The following is a 21,054-nucleotide window of genomic DNA, read 5'->3' as shown; positions in this document are numbered from 1 at the left end:
CGCCGTCGGTCACGCGCCCGCGCCCAGGTCGAGGGTGGCCCGGGCCGCCGCCTGCCAGCGCGAGCGGAAGGCCGCCGCCCGCTCCGGCTCCCACCGCGGGCGGTGCACCACCTGCGGCTGCCACGGCGGCAGCACGTCGGCCAACTCCCGCTCCGGGCGCAGCGCGAGGCGGGCCAGCGCGGCGGCGCCGAGCGCGGTGGCATGCGGGAACGGGTAGACCTCCACCGGCGCCTGCAGCAGGTCGGCCTGCGCCTGGAGCAGCGCGCCGCTGCGGGTCAGCCCGCCGTCGACCCGCAGCGGCCGGGCGGCGCCGGCCCGTGCCCGTGCCCGCGCCGGTGCCGGTGTCGCCGGGGCCGGCCGCAGCCCCTCCTCGACCAGCCGGCCCAACTCGCAGACCTGCGCGGCGATGCCCTGCAGCACCGCGAGTACGAGGTGCTCGCGCCGGGTGGACAGCGTCATCCCGACCACCGACGCGGTCGCGTCCGACCGCCACCACGGAGCGGCCAGGCCCGCGAACGCCGGTACGCACAGCACCCCGTCGCTGTCCTCGGCGGCCACCGCGTCCAGCTCGGCCGCGGACCCGATCAGCCCCAGCTCCTGGAGCCAGCGCACCGCCGACGCCGCGGTGTAGACCTGCCCGTCCAGGCAGTACGTGGTCCGCCCGCGCAGCCGCCAGGCCACCGACGCGGTCAGCCCCTGCGCCGAACGCACCGGCGCCGTACCGGTGTTGGCGAGCAGGAAGGCCCCGGTGCCGTAGGTGCACTTGGTGTCGCCCGGCTCCAGGCAGCCCTCGGCCAGCAGCGCCGCCTGCTGGTCCACGACCAGGCCGCCGACCGGGATCTCGGCGCCGAACGCCGAAGTGGTGCCCACGATCGCGTCGTTGTCCACCAGCCGCGGCAGCCGCTCGTCGCCGAGCCCGAACAGACCGAGCATCTCCTCGTCCCAGCCGGCGGTGTCCAGATCGGTGAGCAGCGACCGGCTCGCGGTCGCCGCGTCCGTGACGAACTCCCCGGTGAGGTGGTGCAGCAGCCACGCGTCGAGCGTGCTGACCACTCCCTCGGTGGTCAGCTCGCGCCGGATCCAGGCCATCTTGGGCGCGGAGAAGTACGGGTCCAGCACCAGACCGGTGCGGTGCGCGACCTTCTCGCGGTGCTCGGCCAGTTCCGCGCAGATCCCGGCCGCCCGGCCGTCCTGCCAGACCAGCGCGCGGGTCAGCGGGCGCCCGGTGCGCGGGTCCCACGCGAGCACCGTCTCGCCCTGGTTGGCGACCGCGACCGCGTCGACCGCCCGCCCCGCCTCGGTCACGGCCCGCCGGCCGGCGACCAGCACCGACCTGAGCACCGCGTCGGCGTCCTGCTCGACCCGCCCGCCGCTGAGGTGGTCGGGGCGCAGCGGCTCCTCCGCCACCGCGACCACGCCGTCCTCCTCGTCGTGCACCACCGCCTTCGTCGATGACGTGCCCTGGTCGATGGCGAGGATCGTCGTCACGGTCGTCCTTCGTCGCGGGGAACCGGCACGCACGACAATAGGGTCGGCGGGCCCGACGAGGCGAGGGTGTGCCGGTCCGCGTGGTTGGCCCGCGGCGCCCGACGGTGCAGGCTGGGAGCATGGACACGCAGGACAGCTACCGCGACCGGTGGATCCGTTGCACGCCCGACGGCATCCGCATCCGCGGGTACTACTTCCCCTGGGGCGGCAAGACCGTCCGCTACGCCGACATCCGGGCCGTGCAGCGGGTCCGGATGGGCCTGATGAGCGGGCAGGGCCGGATCTGGGGCACCGCCAACCCGACGGTCTGGGCGAGCCTGGACCCCGGCCGGACGCGCAAGACGGAGGGCCTGCTGCTGGACGTCGGCAAGCGGGTCCGCCCGTTCATCACCCCGGACGACCCGGCCGCGGTCGCGGCGGTGATCCGCGACCACAGCGGGCCGGAGGCGACGGACGGTGACAGGGTGCTGATGTGAGCGGCATCCCCTGCGCGGCGCGAAGGCGACCGGCGACGAGCGGACCGGCGGGTCCGGTGAACCGATGACCGTTCAGGACGCGGCGCGGCCGGGCCCCGCCAATGCCCTCACCGACGTGGCCGGGGTGCGGGTCGGCCACGCCCAGCGCACCGGCGGCGGGTGGCTGACCGGCACCACCGTCGTGCTGGCCCCCGCGGGCGGCGCCGTCACCGCGGTGGACGTGCGCGGCGGCGGTCCCGGCACCCGGGAGACCGACGCGCTCGACCCGCGCAACCTGGTCCGGCACATCGAGGCGATCGTGCTGACCGGCGGCAGCGCCTACGGCCTCGACGCCGCCGGCGGCGTCGCGGAGTGGCTGGAGGAGCAGGGCCGCGGCTTCCGCGTCGGCGGCCCCGGCCAGGTGGTGCCGGTGGTGCCGGCCGCCGCGCTGTTCGACCTCGGCCGCGGCGGCGCGTGGCGGGCCCGCCCCGACCGGGGGATGGGCCGCGCCGCCGTGGAGGCGGCCGCCGCCCAGCAGGAGGGAGGGCCCGTCGCGCAGGGCTGCGTCGGCGCCGGCACCGGAGCGGTCGCCGGCGGTCTCAAGGGCGGCATCGGCACCGCCAGCACCGTCCTTCCCTCCGGCACGACGGTGGCCGCGCTCGCGGCCGTCAACTCCGCCGGCTCCGTGGCCGACCCGGACACCGGCGCCCTGTGGGGCGCGCGCCCCGACTGGGAGACGGAGTTCGGGCTCGACGCCAGGCCCCCGCCCGCGGCCGTACGCGACCGCGCCCGGCAGCGGCCGGCCGGCGCGGGGGAGCAGCCGATGAACACCACGCTCGCCGTCGTCGCGACCGACGCCGCGCTGAGCCGCTCGCAGGCCCACAAGCTCGCCGGCACCGCGCACGACGGGCTGGCCCGCGCGATCCGCCCGGTGCACCTGCTCTCCGACGGGGACACCGTCTTCGCGCTGGCCACCGGGCGGCGCCCGCTGCTGCCCCCCGACGCGCTCGCGACGTCCGACCCCGCCTTCGGCGTCCACCAGGAGGCGGGCGCGGTCAACGCCATCCTCGCGGCCGGCGCCGACGTCCTCACCCGCGCGGTCCTCCACGCGGTGCTGTCCGCCGACAGCGTGCACGGCCCGGGCGGCGACTTCCCCAGCTACCGCGAGCGGTTCGGGATCCCGCGGCGGAACGGCGCCTGACCCGCCGCCCGCGCCGACCTCCGCGCACGGCACTTCCGCGGCCCCGCCTCCCCCCGCGGGGTCGCGCACGCGGCGGACCACGACGGGTACCGCCGACCAGGGGGCAACGTCTCGCAGCCGGTGACGCCGGGCCGTCGCCGCCGTTGGTACGGGTGGACCCGCGGGCGCGGCCACGGTGGCGCCCGCGCGTACCGGTCCGTGCGGTCCACCGTCGCGAGGGAGCCCTGCCATGACCGACCTGCCCGCCGACACCGCGCTGCCGCCGGTGCCGGCCGCGCCCGCGACCGCCCTCCCCCCGCGCCGGCTGCGGCTGGACGCCGTCCTCCCGGCCGCCCGGCGCTCCTGGTTCGGGGTCGGCTTCGGCACCGGGCTGGGCGCGCTGCTCGCCTGGCTGCTGGTGCGGACCGTGCTGCGGATGAGCGAGCTGCTCACGCTGCTGCTCCTCGCCGTCTTCATCGCGGTCAGCCTGGAACCGGTGGTGGCGTGGCTGTGCCGGCGCGGGCTGCGCCGGGGCTGGTCGGTGGCGTCCGTCGCGGCTGGGCTCGCCGCGGTCCTCGCAGGGTTCGTCGCGCTGGTGATCCCCCCGGTCACCGCCGCGGTCACCGCGCTCACCGACGACGTGCCGCGCTGGCGCAGCCAGCTGCACGACCACCACAGCACGCTCGGGCGCCTGGAGGACCACTACCACGTCATCGAGAAGGCACGGCAGCAACTCACGTCCGGCCTCGGCGCGTCGGAGGTCGCCGGCGGCGTCCTCGGCGCGGGACAGCTCGTGGTCAGCGCGGTCGCCTCCACCGCCGTCGTCGTCACCGTGACCCTCTACGTGATGACGGCACTGCCGGCGATCAAACGGTTCTGCTACCGCTTCGTGCCCGGCACCCGGCGGGCCAGAGCCGAGTCCGTCAGCGAGGAGATCCTGAGCCGGGTGGGCCGCTTCATGCTCGGCAACATCGTCACCTCGGCGATCGCCGGCGCCGCCACCTTCATCTGGTGCGAGGCCACCGGGCTGCCCTACCCCGCCGCCCTCGGCTTCTTTGTGGCCCTCATGGACATGGTCCCCGTGGTCGGCTCCACCGTCGGCGGGGTCGCGGTCAGCCTCGTCGCCCTGTCGGTCTCCCTCCCCGTCGCCCTGGCCACCGCGGCGTTCTCGATCGCCTTCCGCGTCGCCGAGGACTACCTGATCATGCCGCGCGCCATGAAGTTCGCGGTCGACGTCCACCCCGTGGTGACCGTGGTGGCCGTCCTCGTCGGGGGGAGCCTGCTCGGCATCGTCGGCGGTCTGGTGGCGATCCCCACGGCGGTGGCGATCGGGATCGTCCTGGACGAGTACGTGTTCCCGCGCACCGACAGCGCGTGACCCGCGCCGGAGGCTCGTCGAACCCGCCCGACTCGCGCCGGACGCACCGGAGGCACCGTCAGTTCTGCGGCGCGGCGATCGCGTCGAGCATGCGCTGCTGGTGGCGGTGCCCGATCGTCTCGTAGCCGACGACGGTGACGAACGGGGCGAGCATCACCACGAGCAGGCACACCGCCAGGGCGACACCGGCCGCGGCGAGCAGGGCCGCCAGGACCAGGACCGCGAGGGTCCCGCTGATCAGCAGCAGGTGGAAGCGGTCCCCCGAGGACAGCAGCAGGGTGTGCAGGAGGTAGACCATCAGCAGGAACAGGCCCACGGGGACGGCCAGGGCCAGCACCACCGCGGTCTCCCCGAGTTCCGCGTGGCCCTCCAGGTACAGCCCGGCGACGTGCAGCCCGGCGCCCGCGCCGGCGATGCCCGCGAACACCGGGATGTGCCCGTACCCGAAGAGGTAACCGAGGCTGCGGCGGTGGACCAGGATGTCGCCGAAGGGCGTGATGAAGTACACCCACCACATGCCGAAGGTCAGCCCGACCCCGGCGACGACCACGGCCACCGCGGTCCCCGTCCACTCCGTGCCGTTCACACCGCCGAGCAGCCCGCCCGACGAGGCGACGGTGCCCACCACGCCCTCGCCCAGCGTGATGATCGCGAACAGGCCGTACCGCTCGGCGACATGGTGGGGGTGCCAGGGCGTGGCGGCCGCGTTGCCCTGCGCCAGGACCGGCAGCATCAGCTCCATCGCCGACAGGAAGACGAAGACCACGAACGTCGCGGTGCGCGGCACATCGGCGAACCCGACCGCGATCCAGGCGCCCTGGATGATCACGGTCCAGCGGATGTTGGCCATACCGACATCGTGGAACGGCGGCGACTCGCGTGCCGCCCGCCGCCACTGCAGCACCATCGCCACGCGCATCACCACGTATCCGGCGACCATCGCGCGCAGTTCGAGCCGCCCGCCCTCCTCCACGGAGTGGAACATCGCCGGCAGCCCGAGCGCGAAGACGACGACGCCGATCATCTGCAGCATCGTCAGCACCCGGTAGAGCCAGTCGTCGGTGCCGAACGCGGACGCGAACCAGCTGAAGCTGATCCACGCGATGCTGATCGCGATCATCGCCAGCCCGAACGCGGCGACCGCCTGCCCCGGGTGCCCCGCGGCGAGCATCTCGGCGAAGTGCGAGGCCGCGCTCCCGACGGCGACCACGAACGTCAGGTCGAGGAGGAGTTCCAGCGGGGTGGAGACCCGGCCGGGCTCCTCCGGGTCCCGGCCCCTCATCGGGACCCGCCGGTGCGCCACTCTTCCTGTCCCGGGGTGGTGGCCGGGTTCGGACTCGCTCATGCGCACGATCATGCCGGACCAGGCCGGGGCGTCGGGAGCCGCGGCGCGCCGTCCGGGCCGAGCCATGGGCGGTGGGCGCGGCGCGCGGACGGCTCGCGGACGACAGGCCCTAGCGCTGCCGCAAGTAGGCCGCGGCCGTCGCGCGGAGCCGGTCGTGCAGGCCGTCGTAGGCGCGGGCCCCGCCCAGCACGGACTTCGGGAACTTCGCCACCATCGTGTAGTTGGTGTCGCAGACGTTGGCGGCCGGGGCGAGGCCCGCCTGGCTGACCAGCTGGTAGGCGTCCAGCTCGTCCAGGCCCAGCAGCCCGCCGGTCCAGCCGACCAGGTCGTGCTGGCTGATCCGGAACGCGTCCTCCAGCGGCCGGGCCGAGCCGGTGCTCATGAGGTGCCGGTCGTCCTCCAGCCGGGGCCAGGCCGGGCCGCCGCCCTTGACCAGATCGACCACGACGACCGTGCGCATCGCGGTCTCGACAGCGGTGCCGCACACCTCGCCCTCGCCCTGCCGGGCGTGGCCGTCGCCGATGGAGAGCAGCCCGCCCTCGACGTTGACCCCGAAGTAGGCCGTGGTGCCCGCGCGCATCTCGGGGGTGTCCATGTTGCCGCCGTGCGCGCCGGGCGTGATCGACATCAGCGTCTCCCCGGCGGCCGGGGCCACCCCCACCGTGCCGTGCATCGGGTCCAGCGGGAGGTCGGCGGTGAAGTCCGTGCCGCGGGCCCGGAAGCGGCAGACGCCGGCCGGCACGTCGATCTCGTAGACCCACACCCGCTCTTCGAGGGGCGGGTGCAGCATGGCGGTGGTGTGGGTCGTGGTCAGCGCGCCGAAGTGCGGGAAGGTGCTGGACACGCCCCAGTCGCGGGCCGGCGTGATCTCCACGAAGTGCACCGCCAGGGTGTCGCCCGGTTCGGCCCCGGCCACCGCGACCGGACCGGTCACCGGATTGAGCCGGGGGAAGACGCACACCTGGCTGGGCAGGTCGCCGAACCCGCGCACGCTGCCACCGAAGCAGTCCTCGGTGGTCAACTCGACGACAGTGCCCGGCTGCACGGTGACCACCGGCGCGCGACCGCCGAAGGTGTAGGCGTAGTCATCGGGTCCGGGCTGCAGCGGGACGACGTCGGCCAGGTCCACGGGTGTTCCTCCAAGAAGCCGGCCGGCCCCGGCGGTTGCCGGTCGCCGGTTGCGAGCACGGCACTATAGCGGAGCGTGTCGCCCCTCGCCGCGGGGGCACGCGACGGCCGGCCCGCCCCGGGGTGTCCGGGGCGGGCCGGCCGCATGGTGCTGCCGGCAGGAGCAGGGTCAACTGGTCTGCAGGGTCAGGCCGTAGGCGGACAGGATCGGGTTCACCGGCTGGAACCAGGTCTCGCCGCCCGAGGTGCAGTCGCCGTAACCACCGGAGGTGACCCCCTGGGCCTGGTCTCCGCTGATGAACGAGCCGCCGGAGTCGCCCGGTTCGGCGCACACGTTGGTCTCGGTGAGCCCGTAGACGCTGCCCTCCGAGTAGTTGACCGTCTCGTTCGTGCCGAGGATCGTGCCGCAGTGCCAGTGCGTGGTGGAACCCGAGCGGCACACGGAGGAGCCGACCGGGGCCACCGCCGAGCCGTGCACGAGCACGTCCGAGACGGTGCCCCAGCCGAGGACGACGTTCACCGTCCACCAGCCGCTGCCCACGTTGACCCAGGAGTAGTCGTTCCCGGGGAAGGTGCCGGCCTGGAAGTTGCCCACGTACGAGCCGTCCCAGCCGTACACCGCCGCGCCCGCCTGGGAGCAGTGGCCGGCGGTGACGAAGCCGCCGATCACCGAGAAGCCGATCGAGCAGCGGATGCCGTGGCTGGTGAAGGGGTCGCCGCCGACGGTGCCGGCTGACAGCGTTGTCGGAGCGGCGGCGGCCGTCGTCCGCACCGTCACGGCTTGTGCGGTGTCGCCGCGCTCGGCCGCGGCGACGAAGGCGCGGACCGCCGGGTCGCCCGCCCGGTCGGCGCGCACACTGACCACGACCTGGTTCTTCTGCAGGTCGACGCCCCAACTGCTCACCCCCGCGGGGGCCTTGTGCGTCCTGGCCAGCGTGTCGATCGCGGACTTCGCCGCGTCGAGCTGCTTGGCGGTGCGGGCGACGACCGTGGTGGCGGCGCCGGTCCTCGCCACGGCCGACGCGGCGCGCGCGCCGGTCACGGCGACCACGAGCGTGCCGTCGCGCTGGTCGAACCACGAGCCGCCGTACGAACTCCCGGCGGCCTTGCGGGCCTTGGGTTCGAGGGTGGTCGCCGTGGCCTGCTGCCGCAGCCGTTGCCGGGCCTGGGCCGGCGTCAGGCCGAGGTCGTGCACCATCGCCGTCACCACGGCGTCGGAGGCGAGGGCGCCGCCGGCCGAGCTGCCGGCGTCGGGTGCCGGAGCGGCGGACGCCGTCATGACGCCGGCGCCGCCGAGGGCGGTGGCGACGAGTAAGGCGGACAGGCTGATGATCGTGCCGATTCTGCGTCTCATGACACTTCTTCCGTCCGGGGGGAGTGAGACCGAAGCGAGAGGAGAGAGCGCTCTCAGAGCGTGCAGCGTCATCGTATGGGCATCGAATGGACATGTACAGGTCAAAAACCGCCCGGCCGCGCGGTGCGGTCCTCCCGCCCGCCGCAGGGCGGAAGGCGGGCGGGAGGACCGGGCGTCGCGGCCGGGCCGGGCTCGGGCGGGGCGGGGCGGGGCTAGAGCGTGCTCAGGTCGATGGCGTCGGCCATGGCCTGGTAGCCGGCGCCGTTGGGGTGGAGGTGGTCGCCGGAGTCGTACTGCGGGAGCATGGCGTCCGGGTCGGCGGGGTTGCGGATGGCGGCGTCGAAGTCGACCACCGCGTCGAAGGTCCCGCCGTTGTCGCGGATGAAGTCGTTGATCCGGTGCCGCGCGTCGGCCCGCGGCGGGGTGGTGCAGCCGCAGCCCTCGGTCGGCGTGAGCGTGCCGGCCACGACCCGCAGGCCGTACGAGTGCAGCGTCGCGGCGATCTGCTGGAGCCCGGCGATCACGTCGGCGGCCGGCGCGTTGTTGTCCACGTCGTTGATGCCCTCCAGGACGATCACCGTGCGCACGCCCGCCTGGCTCAGCACGTCGCGATCGAGCCGCGCGGTCGCCTTGATGCCCGCGGTGCCGGTGTTCGGCAGGCCGGTGAACGCGTCGGTGAGCACCTTGTTGCCGCTGATCCCCTCGTCGGCGACGGCCGGCGCCTTCGGGCCGTCCTTGGCGAGCAGCCGCTGCGCGAGATAGTTGGGCCAGCGCTGGTTGCCGTTCACCGTCGAGGCGTAGCCGTCGGTGATGGAGTCGCCGAGGGCCACGACGGTGCTGTGCGAGGGTCCGGTGACCTCGATGCCCGACAGCACCGTCCAGAACCCGAAGAGGTTGTTGACGGGGAAGTCCGCGCCGTCGGCCGCGTCGTCGGTGCCGCCGTCGTTGGTGGAGTACATGTCCTGCTGGCCCAGGCTGTGCATCGGGGCGAACTGCACGGTGCCCGGCAGGTAGAGGCTCACCAGCAGGTCGCTGTCGGCGGGCACGGAGAAGGGCAGCGGGTCGCTGTACGCCTGGCCGCCGGCCGGCATCGTCACCTGCTGCTTGCCGCCGAAGGTGAGCGTGACCGGGGTCGCCACCGGCACCGCCCCCGACGCGCGCACCGCGATGGTCGCGTGGCCCACCGTCAGCGGGCCCGGGCCGAAGGCGTTGTCGAGCCTGATCCGCACCCGGTTGCCGCCCACGCTGGTGTGCTCCACCATGCGCAGCGTGCGGTCGGTCCACACGTACGGCGCCAGGCTGTCGTCGACGGCCGCCGACCACGTCGCGGTCCACCCGGCCGGCACCGGGCGCAGGCCGAGCGCGAACACGTGCATCTCGGGGGCGGCCGAGCCGTCGCTCGCGGCGATCGTCGGCAGCGTCACGGCGGTCGGCCGCTTGCGGGCGTCGAGCGGCACGGACGCCGTGTAGAGCTTCACGTCCAGCGCGGTCGGGCCCGAAGGGGTGTTGCGGCGCGCGGTCCGCACCGCCAGGGCGTCGCTCGGCCCGCTGTACCAGTCGGGCGCGCTCAGCCGGTAGCTCTGGCTGCTGCCGTCGGCGTAGCTGATCGTGCCGGTCCCGGCGGCGTCCGCGGCGGTGCCGGTGAGCAGGAACGTCAGCGCCGATCCGGTGCCGTGCAGGACGATGCGCTGGCCGTCGGCGACAACGTTGTCCGGTTGCCCGGGGGCGGCGGCGGGCAGCGTGAGCCGGGTGTCGCCGACGGTCACGGCGGTGCCCGGGCTCCAGCCGGCCGCCGCCAGGTCCTCCGCGACGAGGCTGTTGCCCAGCCCGTCGAGGTCGGCGGAGGAGGGGTCGGCCGCGGCGCTGATGCCGGCGTTGTCGAAGGCGCCGGAGAGGCTCGGGTAGGTGCGGTGGCCGGCGCCGTGGCCGCCGGGTGGTGCTCCGGCCGCGGTGGTGGCGGCCGCCGGTGGTGCCAGTACGGCGACCAGCGCCGCGACCGCGAGGGCGGTCGCCGACATGATCCGTTTCATCACGCGCTCCTGACGGGTGGTCCGGTGGAGGTGCGGTGCCTGTCGATGCGGGGTGGAACGTTTCAATCACGCGCGGCACACCGTAGGGCGGGATGCACAGCCCGTCAAGAGAAGGCGGGTCCCGGCGTGGCTCGGCCGCGTTGAAACGTCGCCGGGATCCGGTGGGTTCGGCGTCCGTGCCCGGCGGTGCCGGGTGCGCCCGGTGGCGTCCGGGCGTCCGGCCTGTTTGGCTGGAGGCATCGGCACGCGGTGCGCGAAGCGAGGCGCGAGATGAACGAGAACGGTCCGTCGAACGAGCGGCACGTCCGGGAACTGCGCGAGAAGGCATCCGCGCTGGAGGCGGACGCCGAGCGCAGCCAGGACCCGGAGGAGCGCAGGAAACTCCAACGGGAGGTGCGGCAGCTGGAGTTCGACAGTGAGCAGGAGAGCATGATGGCCGCGGGGGATATCTACCCGGCGCGGTAGCGGCGGCGGTCGGGGCTCGCCCGGACCCGCCGGGGTGGCGGGTTCCGCGGGTCGAGGGATCACCTGTCGGTGGTGGGTTGCTCGCGCAGCTCCCCGCGCCCCTGATGGGTGCGGGTCGGCGCGTGGCCGTCGGGGCTCAGGCCGGCCGCTTCGCCGCCTCGCGGCGCCGGCGCTTGCCGAGTGGGGCCAAGGAGAGATCCTCGGCCTGGGTGCGGAGCGGGGTGAAGCCGTAGCCGCGGTCGGTGAGCCAGATACGTGCCGCGGCCTCCGCACGGGCGGTCGCGGGCACGATGTCCTCCTCGGCCTCGCCGGACTCCTGGAAGCGGAAGGTGAACGCGGCCCGCGCGGCCAGGTCGTAGCTCAGGTGCCCCTCGGGGGTGAAGGCGGCGTGCAGGACATCGTGCTCGGCGGCGTGGGCCAGCAGCTCGGCGCGCTGCTCGGCGTCGAGCCCGTCGAAGGCACCGCGGACCGTGATGCGGAACGTACGAGTGGTCATCGCGCGAACGTAACCGCACCCCTCCCCGGGACGCCACGGGGTTTCCCATCAGGAGTACGGTGCGGGTGGGCCGGGCCGTACCGAGCGGTGCCGCCGCCGGACGGGCGGGAGCCCCGGCAGGAAGGCACAGGCACCGATGACGCTCACCCTCGACCTGCATCCGCTGTTCCGGAGCGACCGCGACATCGACCGAGCGGTACGCGAGATCATCTTCAGGGCCGCGGCCACGAAGGCGGACACGGTGGAGATCATCGCGGGCAAGGGCTCGGGGAAGCTCCGCTCCCGGGTGCTGGCGACGCTGCGGCAACCCCATCTGAAGCGGCTGTACCGCAGCTTCGAGACCGACCCGTCCAACCAGGGCCGGATCGTCGTTCACTTCGGCCGGGCCGCGTCCGGGGAATAGCGCCCGACCTGCCGCGCCCGACCCGCGGCGACGCCGTAAGCCGGGCACGGCAGGTCGGACACGGCTCACGGCCCGGTCAGTCCCGCGGCCGCGCCAGTTCCTCGTAGGTCGGTGGGGCGGCCCCGGCGCGCGAGCAGGTGATGCCCGCGGCCCGCACGGCGTACCGCAGCGCCCAGGCGACGTCCGGGTGCGAGGCCCTACCGTCGGTGGCCGCGCGCAGGCGTGCGCGGGTCGCGGCCGTCGCGGACGGGTCGCCGCCGCTGAGCAGTTCCCGCCGGAGCAGGCCGCTGACGAGCGCGGACATGAAGGAGTCGCCCGCGCCGACGGTGTCCACGACACGGATCGGCGCCGCCGGGACGTCGAGATGCCCGTGGCGCCACCAGGCGCGAGCGCCGCGGGAACCGCGGGTGACCACCACCAGGGCCGGCCCGCGCCGCGCCCATCGGGCGGCGGTGGTGTCCGGGTCCTCACCCGGGTACAGCCAGTGCAGGTCCTCGTCGCTCGCCTTCACCAGGTCGCTCACCTCGACCAGGTGCTCCACCCGGGCGCGCTCGCGCTCGGGGGCGCCCAGCAGGGCCGGGCGGATGTTCGGGTCGTAGGAGACGGTGGCCCCGGCCGCGGACTGCTCCGCGGCGGCCAGCACCTGGTCGGCGCCCGGCGGCAGCGCCGCGGCGATGGAACCGATGTGCAGGTGGACCGGCGGGCCGGAGTGCAGCGCCGCGATCGTCGCCGGCGCCAGGTCCCAGACCAGGTCGAAGTCGTAGCCGACCGTGCCGTCCGCGCCCAGCCGGGCGGTGGCCGTCGAGGTCGGGGCGTCGCCGACGGACCCGGGGAGCAGCTCGATCCCGCCGTCGTCGAACCACTCCCGCAGCACCCGCCCGGTGCGGTCGCGCCCGATCCGGGTGGCGAGCCGGACCGGGTGGCCGAGCCGTCCCAGGCCGAGCGCGACGTTCGCCGGGCTGCCGCCGGGGTGCTCGCTGCGCTCGCCGCCCGGGCCGGTGAGGACGTCCGTGAGTGCCTCGCCGATCACCAGGGCCGGCACCGGGGGAGGCGGCAGCGGCGGTGGCGGGGGTACGGGCGGTGACCCGGGCAGGGGTACGGTCATGGGCCTTCCTCTTCCGGCGAGGCCGGGTACGTCGGTCGGGCTTCGCGGGTCCGGGGACCGGGTGCGGGATCCGGATGCTGAGCGGGGCGGCCGGGACGGTGGCCCGGCTCTCAGGGCAGGACCTGGATTTTACGGCCCTTGCCTGCCTGGAAGCGTTGGAGGGCTGCCGCGTAGTCCACGAGGGGGAGGCGGTCGCTGATGAAGACGTCCGGGTCGAGGACACCGGCGGCGAAGAGTTCGGCGGCGCGTTCGTAGCTGTGGAGCACCGCCATGGAGCCGGTGATGGTGATCTCCTGGTTGTAGATGCGGTAGGGCTCGATGGTGGCGCGGGCGGCGTAGTCGGCGACGCCGAACTGGAGGAAGGTGCCGCCCTTGCCGACCCGGCCCAGGGCGTCCTGGATGGCGGCGGCGTTGCCGGTGGCGTCGATGACCACGTCCCAGCCGCGCGGCCGGTCCAGCTCGTCGGCGCTGGTGGCGGTGGCGGTGCAGCCCAACTGGCGGGCGGTGGTGAGGCGTTCGGTGTTGATGTCGACCATGTCGATGGTGGCCGCGCCGGTGCGTTTGGCGAGTTCCATCATCATCAGGCCCATGGTGCCGGAGCCGTAGATGAGGATGTGGGTGGCGAGTTGGGCGCGCAGGATGTCGTAGCCGCGCACGGCGCAGGACAGCGGTTCGATCAGGGCGGCGTCGCGGGTGGCGACGTGGTCGGGGAGTCTGACGCAGTTGGCGGCGGGGGCGAGGGCGTACTCGGCGGCGCCGCCGGGCCTGGTGACGCCGATGGCGTTCCAGCGCTCGCACAGGTTGTTGCGGCCGATGCGGCAGTAGTGGCACTCGTGGCAGTACAGGGAGGGGTCGACCGCGACCCGGTCGCCGGTGGCCAGGCCGCGGACGTCGGAGCCGAGGGCGACCACCTGTCCGGCGAACTCGTGGCCGGGCACAATCGGCAGCGTCGGTGCGAACTCGCCCTGGAGGATGTGCAGGTCGGTTCCGCACAGCCCGCACGCGTCGACCTGGACGACGACGTCGGAGGGTCCCGGTGCCGGGTCGTCGACGGTCTCCACGCCGACGGTGCCGGGCGAGCTGATGACGGCTGCTTTCACTTGACGGCTCCTAGGGAGAGGCCCTGGACGAGCTTGTCCTGAGCGGCGAACCCGGCGGCCAGCACGGGCAGGGAGATGCAGACGGCGGCGGCGCACACCTTCGCCAGGAACAGGCCCTGGCTGGTGACGAAGCTGGTGAGGAAGACGGGTGCGGTGCTGGCGGTGACGCCGGTCAGGACCCGGGCGAAGAGCAGCTCGTTCCAGCTGAAGATGAAGGAGATCAGCGCGGTCGCGGCGATGCCGGGGGCGACGATGGGTGCGACGATGCGGACCAGGACGGTGGGCAGTCCGGCGCCGTCGATGGAGGCGGCCTCCAGGACGGCGACGGGGACGTCGGCGAGGAAGGACCGCATCATCCACACGGCGATCGGCAGGTTCATCGAGGTGTAGAGGATGACCAGCAGCCAGATGTTGTCGAGCATGCCGGTGTTCTTCGCGATGAGGTAGACCGGCAGCAGCCCGGCGACGACGGGCAGCATCTTGGTGGACAGGAAGAAGAACATCGCGTCGGTCCACTTGCGGACCGGTTTGACCGACAGCGCGTAGGCGGCCGGGGTGGCCAGCACCAGGACCAGGACGGTCGAGGCGATGGACGCGGTCAGGGAGTTGATCAGCGGTGGCCAGGGGCTGACGCCGGTGCCGGAGCCGAAGAACTCGCGGTAGCCGTGCAGGGTCAGCGCGGCGTCGAGCTTGGGCGGGTTGGTGCCGGCGTCCTGCTCGCTGTGGAAGGACGTCAGCAGCATCCATCCGAAGGGCAGGAAGAACACGATCCCGCACAGCCAGGCCAGGATCCCCAGGGCCCGGCCGTTGCGGCGTGCGCGCGCGGTCGTCGGGGACGACGTCCCGGACGCGGCAGGCGACGTGGCGGTGGCGGTTGCCATTACAGGGTCTCCTCTCGCAGCAGGGACGAGACCGAGCGCAGGGCGAAGGTGGCCACGATGATCGACAGGATCACCACGATCACGCCCTCGGCGGACGCCTGCCCGTAGTCGTGTGCCTGGTAGAAGGTGGTGTAGACGGCGTAGGGGAGGTTCGCGGTGCCCAGGCCGCCGGAGGTGAGGGTGAAGACGGCGTCGAAGTTCTGCACGACGTAGACCGTGCCGAGCAGCGCGGCCAGTTCGAGGTAGCGGCGCAGGTGGGGGAAGGTCAGGTAGCGGAAGATGTCCCAGGTGCCGGCGCCGTCCACCCGGGCGGCCTCGACCACGTCGGTGGGGCGGCTCTGCAGTCCGGCCAGCAGGATCAGCATCATGAACGGGGTCCACTGCCAGATCAGTGACGCCTCGACGGCGAGTTTCGGCGAGGTCGACAGCCAGTCCGGCTGCGGTGCGGAGTCCGATCCGAACAGGCTCCAGATCCAGGTGAGCGAGCCGTTGATCAGGCCGTAGGTGGCGTTGTAGAGGGCGTGCTTCCACAGCAGTGCGGAGGCCACCGGAACCACCAGGAACGGAGTGATCAGCAGGGTGCGTACGGCGCCGCGGCCGGCGAACTTGCGGTCCATCAGCAGCGCGAGGCCCAGTCCCAGCGCGAGGCTGACCAGGACCACCGTGACGGTCAGGACGACCGTGGTGGACAGGGCCGAGCGCAGCTGCGGATCGGTGAACTCCTCCTTGTAGTTGTCCAGGCCGGTGAAGCCCTTGGCGCTGGGGTTGAGGGCGTTCCAGCGCATGAAGGAGATCACCAGGGTGCCGACGAACGGCAGTTGGGTGACGACGATCATGAAGATCAGGGCGGGCAGCAGGGGGGCCCGCCGGGCCCACGCACCACGCGGTCCCCGCCGGGAGGGGGAGGGTATCTCAGCGGGTTGCCGCGCGATCCGGGGGTGGTGGGCCCAGCGGGTGATTGAGGGGGTACTCACGGTCTCTCCGCTTCACGTCGGACCCGTCTCACCGAGGCGGGCAGGGCGGGTCCTTCGGATGGTCGGGCGGATCCTTCGGATGAGGGCGCGTCACTTGCCGGCGTAGTTCTTGGCGACCTTCTCGGCGAGTTTCTGGCTGGCCTTCAGGGCGCTGTCGACGCTGGTGCGGCCGGCGATGGCCGAGGACAGCTGCTGGGAGACCTGGGTGCCCAGGTCGGTGAACTCCGGGATCCCGACGAACTGGATGCCCGGCGCGGGCCGCGGCTGCACGCCCGGGTTCGACGGGTCGACCGACTTCAGCGCGGTCAGGGTGGGCGTGGCGAAGGCGCTGGAGGCCTTCACGTAGGCGGGGTTGGTGTACGTCGAGGCGCGCTTTCCCGCGGGTACCCGGGACCAGCCCAACTGCTTGCCGACGAGGTTCTCGTACCCCTTGCCCGACGCCCAGGAGATGAACTTCCACGCGTCGGACTGGTGCGAGCTGGCCTTCTGCACACCCCAGGCCCAGGTGTACAGCCAACCCGAGTTACTCGTCTGGTCCACCGGCGCCGGCACGTAGCCGATCTTCCCCGCGACGGGGGAGCCGGAGCCCTCCAGGGAGCCGGCCGCGGAGGTGGCGTCGTACCACATGGCGACCTTGCTCTGCTCCAGGTCGTTGAGGCACTCGGTGAAGCCCGACTGCGCCGCGCCGGCCTCGCCGTGCCGACGCACGAGGTTCACGTAGAACTGCGTCGCCTTGGTGAAGGCGGGGCTGTCGACCTGCGCGGTCCAGTCCTTGTCGAACCAGGTGCCGCCCATGGTGTTCACCACGGTGGTCAGCGGCGCGATCATCTCGCCCCAACCGGGCTGCCCGCGCAGGCAGATGCCCTTCATGTCCTTCTGCGCGCCGTCGGCCTTCGCGGCGAGGTCGGCGACCTGGGTCCAGGTCGGGTGGGCCGGCATCGTCAGGCCCTTCGCGGCGAAGACGTCCTTGCGGTACATCAGGAACGACGACTCGCCGTAGAACGGCTCGGCGTACAACTGCCCCTGGTAGGTGAGGGACTGCTGCATCGCGGGCAGGATGTCGGACTGGTCGAAGGCGGTGTCGGCCTTCGCCTGCGAGGTCAGCGGGGACAGCCAGTTGTTCTTGGCGAAGATCGGCGCCTCGTAGTTGCTGATGGTGGCGACGTCGTACTGCCCGGCCTGGCTGGAGAAGTCCTGGGTGATCTTGTCGCGGACGTCGTCCTCGGGCAGCACGGTGAAGTTCACCTTGATCCCGGTGGACTTGGTGAAGTTGGCGGCCGTCAGCTTCTGCAGGTCGACCATCTGCGGGTTGTTGACCATCAGGACGTTGATGGAGTGCTTGCCGGAGCCGCCGCCGGCCCCGCCCGCCCCCGAGCAGGCCGCGGCGAGCAGCATGCCCGACACCGCCAGCGCCAGCGGGGGCAGAGTACGGCGGCGCAGCCTGCGGGCGGCGCCCGTCGAACCGGTAGACGATGTCATGATACGTCCCTTTCATGACTGGTTTCGGGGTGTGAAGGACCCTCCGGCGGGCCGGGGGTGGCGCGCCGAGCGGGAGTGGCAACGGGCGGAACGGGGGCTGTGGCCGTCGATGCGGCGGGGTGGGGGGAGCCGGGAGTGGGGGAGTGGGGGTGGGTTGGGGGCGGGGGCTCGCCCCGCCGCGGGTCAGGCCCGGAACACGCGCGGGCCGAGCAGGGTGTAGCGGTGCGCCTCGGTGCTGGACAGGCCGGTGTCGGTGACGATCGCCTCGAAGTCGGCGACCTCGGCGAAGCGGCAGAAGCTGCTCGCGCCGAACTTGCTGTGGTGGCCCACGAACACCCGGCGGCGCGAGACCTCCAGCGCCTTCGCCTTCACGTCGGCGACGACCGGATCGGGTGTGGTCAGGCCCAGTTCACGGGAGATGCCGTTGGAGCCGACGAACGCCAGGTCGATGACGAAGCCGGCCAGCATGGCGCAGGCCCAGGAGCCGACGGTCGCCAGCGTCCGGGCCCGCACCCGCCCGCCGAGCAGCAGCACCGTGGTGTCCGCGGACTCGGCGACCGCCGCGGCGGTGGACAGCGACGCGGTGACCACCGTCAGCGGCCGGTCGCGGGGGAGCAGCGACGCGAGGAGTTGGGGCGTGTAGCCCTCGTCGACGAAGACCGTCTCCGCCTCGCCGAGCAGCTTGACCGCCTCGGCGGCGATCCTGCGCTTGTCGGCGACATGGAGGTTGACCCGCTCGGCGAGCCCGGTCTCGAACCCCGCGCCCTCGACCGGGTACGCGCCGCCGTAGGTGCGGCGCACCAACCCGCGGCGCTCCAGCACCCCCAGGTCGCGCCGGATCGTCTCCGGTGCGACCGCGAGGTCGGAGGCCACCGCGGTGACCTCGACCTGGCCGTGGTGACGGGCCAGGGTCAGGATGCGGTGCTGGCGTTCCTCGGCTCGCACGACCCCACCTCGCTCCTCGCTCCGATCCGGGCACGGCCTGCCCGGTATCGCCCGTAGAAGAGTTATACCGCCGGGACTTTGCCCGTCCAGGGCCCACAACGGACAACAAACGGACCGGTTTCGCCCGGTAGCGCGGGGGTCCGGTGCAGGTCCCGGTGGTTCGCCGGTCACCGGCGAACCGAATGGCCGCCGAGGCCCCCCTGTCGCCGCCCGGTTCGGGCGCTGCCCGGTACCGGGCGGATACATCTTCCGGAGCCCCTCCCCGGCACCCCGGCGGCGGGCTCCGCGGCACGTGACGGGGCCCGCGCGGGCGGCCGTTTGAAGGGGGCGGGGGCGGCAAGGCGACCCGGTGAAACGGCCGACGGGTGATCGGAGGAGCGGATGCGGACCGGATTCGGCGTGCTGCTCGCCCTGTGGGGCGCCTTCTTCGTGGTCTTCGGCCGGCGGGTGGCCCACGGCCAGTACACGCACGGCCGGGGCACGGCGGGCCCCGGCCCGCACCGCGTCACCACCACGCTGAACATGGTGGCCGGCACCGCCCTGACCGCCTGCGGGGTACTGCTGGCGGTCGGCGCGATCTGACCCGCCCGCGATCGGACCCGCGCCGGGCCGAGGCGCCGGGCCCTTGTGCGGGCGCGGGAGCGCTCCGCGGGCGCCGGACCCGGGTCCGGCGCCCGCGGGCGGACCGAGCGGTCAGGCGGTCCGGTCCGGCTCCCGGATCAGCACCACCGCGGCGCGCGCCTCCACCTTGACGGTGTCACCGGCCGAGAACCGCACCGCGTCGGCGTCCGCGGTATGCGCGGCGCCCTCGGCGTCGGGCGCACTGCGCTCGGCGGTGTCCACGACCACGCTCCAGACGTGCCCGAACTCGCCCGGCGGCAGCCGGAACGCCACGTGCTCCCAGTGCGAGTTGAACAGCAGGAGGAAGGAGTCGTCGGTGATCGCCTGCCCGTGCGCGTCCGGCTCCGAGATCGCGCCGCCGTTGAGGTGCACCGCGATCGCGTGCGCGTCGCGCCGACCCCAGTCTCCGTGCGCCATCTCCCGGCCGTCCGGGCGCAGCCACGTCAGGTCGCCGGGACCGCCGTCCGGGCCGGTGCCGCCGCGGAAGAACCGCCGGCGGCGGAAGACCGGGTGCCCGCGGCGCAGCGCGATCAGCCGCCGGGTGAACTCCAGCAGGTCGCGCCGCTCGGCGTCCAACTCCCAGTCGACCCAGGACAGTTCGTTGTCCTGGCAGTAGGCGTTGTTGTTGCCCTGCTGGGTGCGGCCCATCTCGTCGCCGTGGCTGAGCATGGGTACGCCCTGCGAGACCAGCAGCGTGGTCAGCAGGTTGCGCTGCTGGCGGGCCCGGAGCGCCAGCACGGCGCGGTCCCTGGTCGGCCCCTCGGCGCCGCAGTTCCAGGACCTGTTGCTGCTCTCGCCGTCCCGGTTGGCCTCGCCGTTGGCGTCGTTGCGCTTGTCGTTGTAGGACACCAGGTCGCGCAGCGTGAACCCGTCGTGCGCCGTCACGAAGTCCACCCCGGCGCGCGGCCTGCGGTGCTCGCCCGCGTACAGGTCGGAGGAGCCGGTCAGCCGGGAGGCGAACTCCGGCAGCACCCCGTCCCGCGCCCGCCAGAAGTCGCGGACGGTGTCCCGGTAGCGGCCGTTCCACTCGCTCCACAGCGGCGGGAAGTTGCCCACCTGGTAGCCGCCGTCGCCGACGTCCCAGGGTTCGGCGATCAGCTTCACCCGGGAGACCACCGGGTCCTGCTGGACCAGGTCGAAGAACGCGGAGAGCCGGTCCACCTCGTGGAACTGCCGGGCCAGCGTGGCCGCCAGGTCGAAGCGGAAGCCGTCGACGTGCATCTCGGTCACCCAGTAGCGCAGCGAGTCCATGATGAGCTGGAGCACGTGCGGGCTGCGCATCAGCAGGCTGTTGCCGGTGCCGGTGGTGTCGAAGTACGACGCCGGGTCGTCGTCCACCAGCCGGTAGTACGAGGCGTTGTCGATCCCGCGGAAGGAGAGCGTGGGGCCCAGGTGGTTGCCCTCGGCGGTGTGGTTGTAGACCACGTCGAGGATCACCTCGATCCCGGCCGCGTGCAGCGACTTGACCATCGTCTTGAACTCGGCGACCTGCCCGCCGCGGCCGCCCGCCGAGGAGTAGCCGTTGTGCGGGGCGAAGAAGCCGATGGTGTTGTAGCCCCAGTAGTTGGTCAGCCCGCGGCCCAGCAGATGCCCGTCCTGGACGAACTGGTGCACCGGCATCAGTTCCACCGCGGTGACGCCCAGCCGGGTCAGGTGCTCGATGACCGCCGGATGCGCCAGGCCCGCGTAGGTGCCCCGGATCTCCTCCGGCAGCCCCGGGTGCGTCATCGTCAGGCCCTTGACGTGTGCCTCGTACATCACCGACTCGTGGTACGGCCGCTTCGGCAGCCGGTCGTCGCCCCAGTCGAAGTACGGGTCGGCGACGACCGAGAGCATCGCGTGCGGCAGGCTGTCGGCGGTGTCGGGCGTGTCGGGGTCGCCGTCGCGGTACGCGAGCAGCGAGGGGTGCCCGTCGGCCTGCCCCTCGACCGCCTTGGCGTACGGGTCGAGCAGCAGCTTGGCGGGGTTGCATCGGTGCCCGCGCGCCGGGTCGTAGGGGCCGTGCACCCGGAAGCCGTACCGCTGGCCGGGCATCACGCCCGGCAGGTAGGCGTGCCGGATGACGCCGTCGACCTCGGTCAGGGTCACCCGCGTCTCCTTGCGCGAGTCGTCGAGCAGGCACAGCTCGACCTTCTCGGCGACCTCGGAGAAGAGCGCGAAGTTGGTGCCGGTGCCATCGAAGGCGGCGCCGAGGGGGAAGGGGTGGCCACTCCATTTCTGCATTTCC

The 21,054-nt window shown here is 73.3% G+C and carries 19 protein-coding genes; 6 read left to right on the top strand and 13 right to left on the bottom strand.

Annotated elements, in window-relative coordinates; translation table 11 throughout:
* Positions 1-9: 9 nt before the first annotated feature.
* On the bottom strand, positions 10-1,488 hold the full coding sequence (locus C4U44_RS26850) for an FGGY family carbohydrate kinase (protein WP_103888607.1): 1,479 nt from the start codon (positions 1,486-1,488) through the stop codon (positions 10-12).
* A gap of 119 nt (positions 1,489-1,607) precedes the next feature.
* Here C4U44_RS26850 and C4U44_RS26845 point away from each other — a divergent pair, with 119 nt between their 5' ends.
* The 3 genes from C4U44_RS26845 (at position 1,608) to C4U44_RS26835 (ending at position 4,501) form a co-directional block, all read left to right on the top strand.
* Positions 1,608-1,964 carry a hypothetical protein gene (locus C4U44_RS26845; RefSeq protein ID WP_103888606.1) on the top strand — a complete coding sequence of 119 codons (357 nt, stop codon included), beginning with the start codon at positions 1,608-1,610 and terminating at the stop codon, positions 1,962-1,964.
* Positions 1,965-2,028: 64 nt separating this feature from the next.
* Positions 2,029-3,144, top strand: coding sequence for a P1 family peptidase (locus C4U44_RS26840; protein ID WP_103888605.1), 1,116 nt, complete (start codon positions 2,029-2,031; stop codon positions 3,142-3,144).
* 229 nt (positions 3,145-3,373) lie between these two features.
* Positions 3,374-4,501 carry an AI-2E family transporter gene (locus C4U44_RS26835; protein WP_103888604.1) on the top strand — a complete coding sequence of 376 codons (1,128 nt, stop codon included), beginning with the start codon at positions 3,374-3,376 and terminating at the stop codon, positions 4,499-4,501.
* Positions 4,502-4,559: 58 nt separating this feature from the next.
* Here C4U44_RS26835 and C4U44_RS26830 read toward each other — a convergent pair whose 3' ends face one another.
* The 4 genes from C4U44_RS26830 to C4U44_RS26815 all read right to left on the bottom strand — a co-directional run bounded on the left by C4U44_RS26830 (position 4,560) and on the right by C4U44_RS26815 (position 10,358).
* Positions 4,560-5,846 carry a low temperature requirement protein A gene (locus C4U44_RS26830; RefSeq protein WP_103888603.1) on the bottom strand — a complete coding sequence of 429 codons (1,287 nt, stop codon included), beginning with the start codon at positions 5,844-5,846 and terminating at the stop codon, positions 4,560-4,562.
* Positions 5,847-5,955: 109 nt separating this feature from the next.
* Entirely contained in the window at positions 5,956-6,975 is a 1,020-nt protein-coding gene (locus C4U44_RS26825; protein WP_103888602.1) for an acetamidase/formamidase family protein, read from the bottom strand.
* Between the two features lie 168 nt (positions 6,976-7,143).
* On the bottom strand, positions 7,144-8,328 hold the full coding sequence (locus C4U44_RS26820; RefSeq protein ID WP_103888601.1) for a S1 family peptidase: 1,185 nt from the start codon (positions 8,326-8,328) through the stop codon (positions 7,144-7,146).
* 212 nt (positions 8,329-8,540) lie between these two features.
* A complete protein-coding gene (locus tag C4U44_RS26815; RefSeq protein ID WP_235032370.1) occupies positions 8,541-10,358 on the bottom strand; it encodes an SGNH/GDSL hydrolase family protein in 1,818 nt (605 codons plus the stop codon).
* Positions 10,359-10,628: 270 nt separating this feature from the next.
* Here C4U44_RS26815 and C4U44_RS26810 point away from each other — a divergent pair, with 270 nt between their 5' ends.
* Positions 10,629-10,823 carry a DUF6381 family protein gene (locus C4U44_RS26810; protein WP_103888600.1) on the top strand — a complete coding sequence of 65 codons (195 nt, stop codon included), beginning with the start codon at positions 10,629-10,631 and terminating at the stop codon, positions 10,821-10,823.
* A 136-nt stretch (positions 10,824-10,959) separates the two neighbouring features.
* Here C4U44_RS26810 and C4U44_RS26805 read toward each other — a convergent pair whose 3' ends face one another.
* Positions 10,960-11,319, bottom strand: coding sequence for a DUF6204 family protein (locus tag C4U44_RS26805; RefSeq protein ID WP_103888599.1), 360 nt, complete (start codon positions 11,317-11,319; stop codon positions 10,960-10,962).
* A 136-nt stretch (positions 11,320-11,455) separates the two neighbouring features.
* Here C4U44_RS26805 and C4U44_RS26800 point away from each other — a divergent pair, with 136 nt between their 5' ends.
* Positions 11,456-11,722 (top strand): Smr/MutS family protein, encoded by a 267-nt coding sequence (locus tag C4U44_RS26800; RefSeq protein WP_103888598.1) that lies wholly within the window; start codon positions 11,456-11,458, stop codon positions 11,720-11,722.
* 76 nt (positions 11,723-11,798) lie between these two features.
* Here the strand turns inward: C4U44_RS26800 and C4U44_RS26795 are convergent, their stop codons facing one another.
* The 6 genes from C4U44_RS26795 to C4U44_RS26770 all read right to left on the bottom strand — a co-directional run bounded on the left by C4U44_RS26795 (position 11,799) and on the right by C4U44_RS26770 (position 18,206).
* The gene (locus tag C4U44_RS26795) at positions 11,799-12,827 is read right to left on the bottom strand and encodes a carbohydrate kinase family protein (protein ID WP_103888597.1); all 1,029 of its coding nucleotides are present in this window, start codon (positions 12,825-12,827) and stop codon (positions 11,799-11,801) included.
* A gap of 110 nt (positions 12,828-12,937) precedes the next feature.
* Positions 12,938-13,927 carry a zinc-dependent alcohol dehydrogenase family protein gene (locus C4U44_RS26790; protein ID WP_103888596.1) on the bottom strand — a complete coding sequence of 330 codons (990 nt, stop codon included), beginning with the start codon at positions 13,925-13,927 and terminating at the stop codon, positions 12,938-12,940.
* The gene (locus C4U44_RS26785; protein WP_103888595.1) at positions 13,924-14,808 is read right to left on the bottom strand and encodes a carbohydrate ABC transporter permease; all 885 of its coding nucleotides are present in this window, start codon (positions 14,806-14,808) and stop codon (positions 13,924-13,926) included. Before C4U44_RS26785 ends, C4U44_RS26790 begins: the two co-directional genes overlap by 4 nt.
* Positions 14,808-15,782 (bottom strand): carbohydrate ABC transporter permease, encoded by a 975-nt coding sequence (locus tag C4U44_RS26780; RefSeq protein ID WP_103888594.1) that lies wholly within the window; start codon positions 15,780-15,782, stop codon positions 14,808-14,810. The genes C4U44_RS26785 and C4U44_RS26780 overlap by 1 nt, the downstream gene beginning before the upstream one ends.
* Before the next feature lie 90 nt (positions 15,783-15,872).
* A complete protein-coding gene (locus C4U44_RS26775) occupies positions 15,873-17,261 on the bottom strand; it encodes an ABC transporter substrate-binding protein (protein ID WP_103888593.1) in 1,389 nt (462 codons plus the stop codon).
* Between the two features lie 183 nt (positions 17,262-17,444).
* Positions 17,445-18,206, bottom strand: coding sequence for a DeoR/GlpR family DNA-binding transcription regulator (locus tag C4U44_RS26770; RefSeq protein WP_103888592.1), 762 nt, complete (start codon positions 18,204-18,206; stop codon positions 17,445-17,447).
* 381 nt (positions 18,207-18,587) lie between these two features.
* On the opposite strand from C4U44_RS26770, the gene C4U44_RS26765 reads away from it, so the two are divergent.
* Positions 18,588-18,788 (top strand): hypothetical protein, encoded by a 201-nt coding sequence (locus tag C4U44_RS26765; RefSeq protein ID WP_103888591.1) that lies wholly within the window; start codon positions 18,588-18,590, stop codon positions 18,786-18,788.
* A gap of 111 nt (positions 18,789-18,899) precedes the next feature.
* Here the strand turns inward: C4U44_RS26765 and glgX are convergent, their stop codons facing one another.
* Positions 18,900-21,050 carry a glycogen debranching protein GlgX gene (gene glgX / locus C4U44_RS26760; RefSeq protein WP_103888590.1) on the bottom strand — a complete coding sequence of 717 codons (2,151 nt, stop codon included), beginning with the start codon at positions 21,048-21,050 and terminating at the stop codon, positions 18,900-18,902.
* Between the last annotated feature and the right edge of the window lie 4 nt (positions 21,051-21,054).

Source organism: Actinacidiphila yanglinensis, from assembly GCF_900107965.1.
GTDB classification, from domain to species: Bacteria; Actinomycetota; Actinomycetes; order Streptomycetales; family Streptomycetaceae; genus Actinacidiphila; species Actinacidiphila yanglinensis.
The sequence above is the reverse complement of the archived record's forward strand: the minus strand, read 5'-3'. Positions and strand labels throughout refer to the sequence as shown.

Coding starts and splice junctions, on each gene's coding strand:
- C4U44_RS26845 (WP_103888606.1), top strand. CDS start 1,608: ATGGACACGCAGGACAGCTACCGCGACCGGTGGATCCGTTGCACGCCC.
- C4U44_RS26840 (WP_103888605.1), top strand. CDS start 2,029: ATGACCGTTCAGGACGCGGCGCGGCCGGGCCCCGCCAATGCCCTCACC.
- C4U44_RS26835 (WP_103888604.1), top strand. CDS start 3,374: ATGACCGACCTGCCCGCCGACACCGCGCTGCCGCCGGTGCCGGCCGCG.
- C4U44_RS26830 (WP_103888603.1), bottom strand. CDS start 5,846: ATGAGCGAGTCCGAACCCGGCCACCACCCCGGGACAGGAAGAGTGGCG.
- C4U44_RS26820 (WP_103888601.1), bottom strand. CDS start 8,328: ATGAGACGCAGAATCGGCACGATCATCAGCCTGTCCGCCTTACTCGTC.
- C4U44_RS26815 (WP_235032370.1), bottom strand. CDS start 10,358: ATGAAACGGATCATGTCGGCGACCGCCCTCGCGGTCGCGGCGCTGGTC.
- C4U44_RS26810 (WP_103888600.1), top strand. CDS start 10,629: ATGAACGAGAACGGTCCGTCGAACGAGCGGCACGTCCGGGAACTGCGC.
- C4U44_RS26805 (WP_103888599.1), bottom strand. CDS start 11,319: ATGACCACTCGTACGTTCCGCATCACGGTCCGCGGTGCCTTCGACGGG.
- C4U44_RS26800 (WP_103888598.1), top strand. CDS start 11,456: ATGACGCTCACCCTCGACCTGCATCCGCTGTTCCGGAGCGACCGCGAC.
- C4U44_RS26795 (WP_103888597.1), bottom strand. CDS start 12,827: ATGACCGTACCCCTGCCCGGGTCACCGCCCGTACCCCCGCCACCGCCG.
- C4U44_RS26785 (WP_103888595.1), bottom strand. CDS start 14,808: ATGGCAACCGCCACCGCCACGTCGCCTGCCGCGTCCGGGACGTCGTCC.
- C4U44_RS26775 (WP_103888593.1), bottom strand. CDS start 17,261: ATGACATCGTCTACCGGTTCGACGGGCGCCGCCCGCAGGCTGCGCCGC.
- C4U44_RS26765 (WP_103888591.1), top strand. CDS start 18,588: ATGCGGACCGGATTCGGCGTGCTGCTCGCCCTGTGGGGCGCCTTCTTC.
- glgX (WP_103888590.1), bottom strand. CDS start 21,050: ATGCAGAAATGGAGTGGCCACCCCTTCCCCCTCGGCGCCGCCTTCGAT.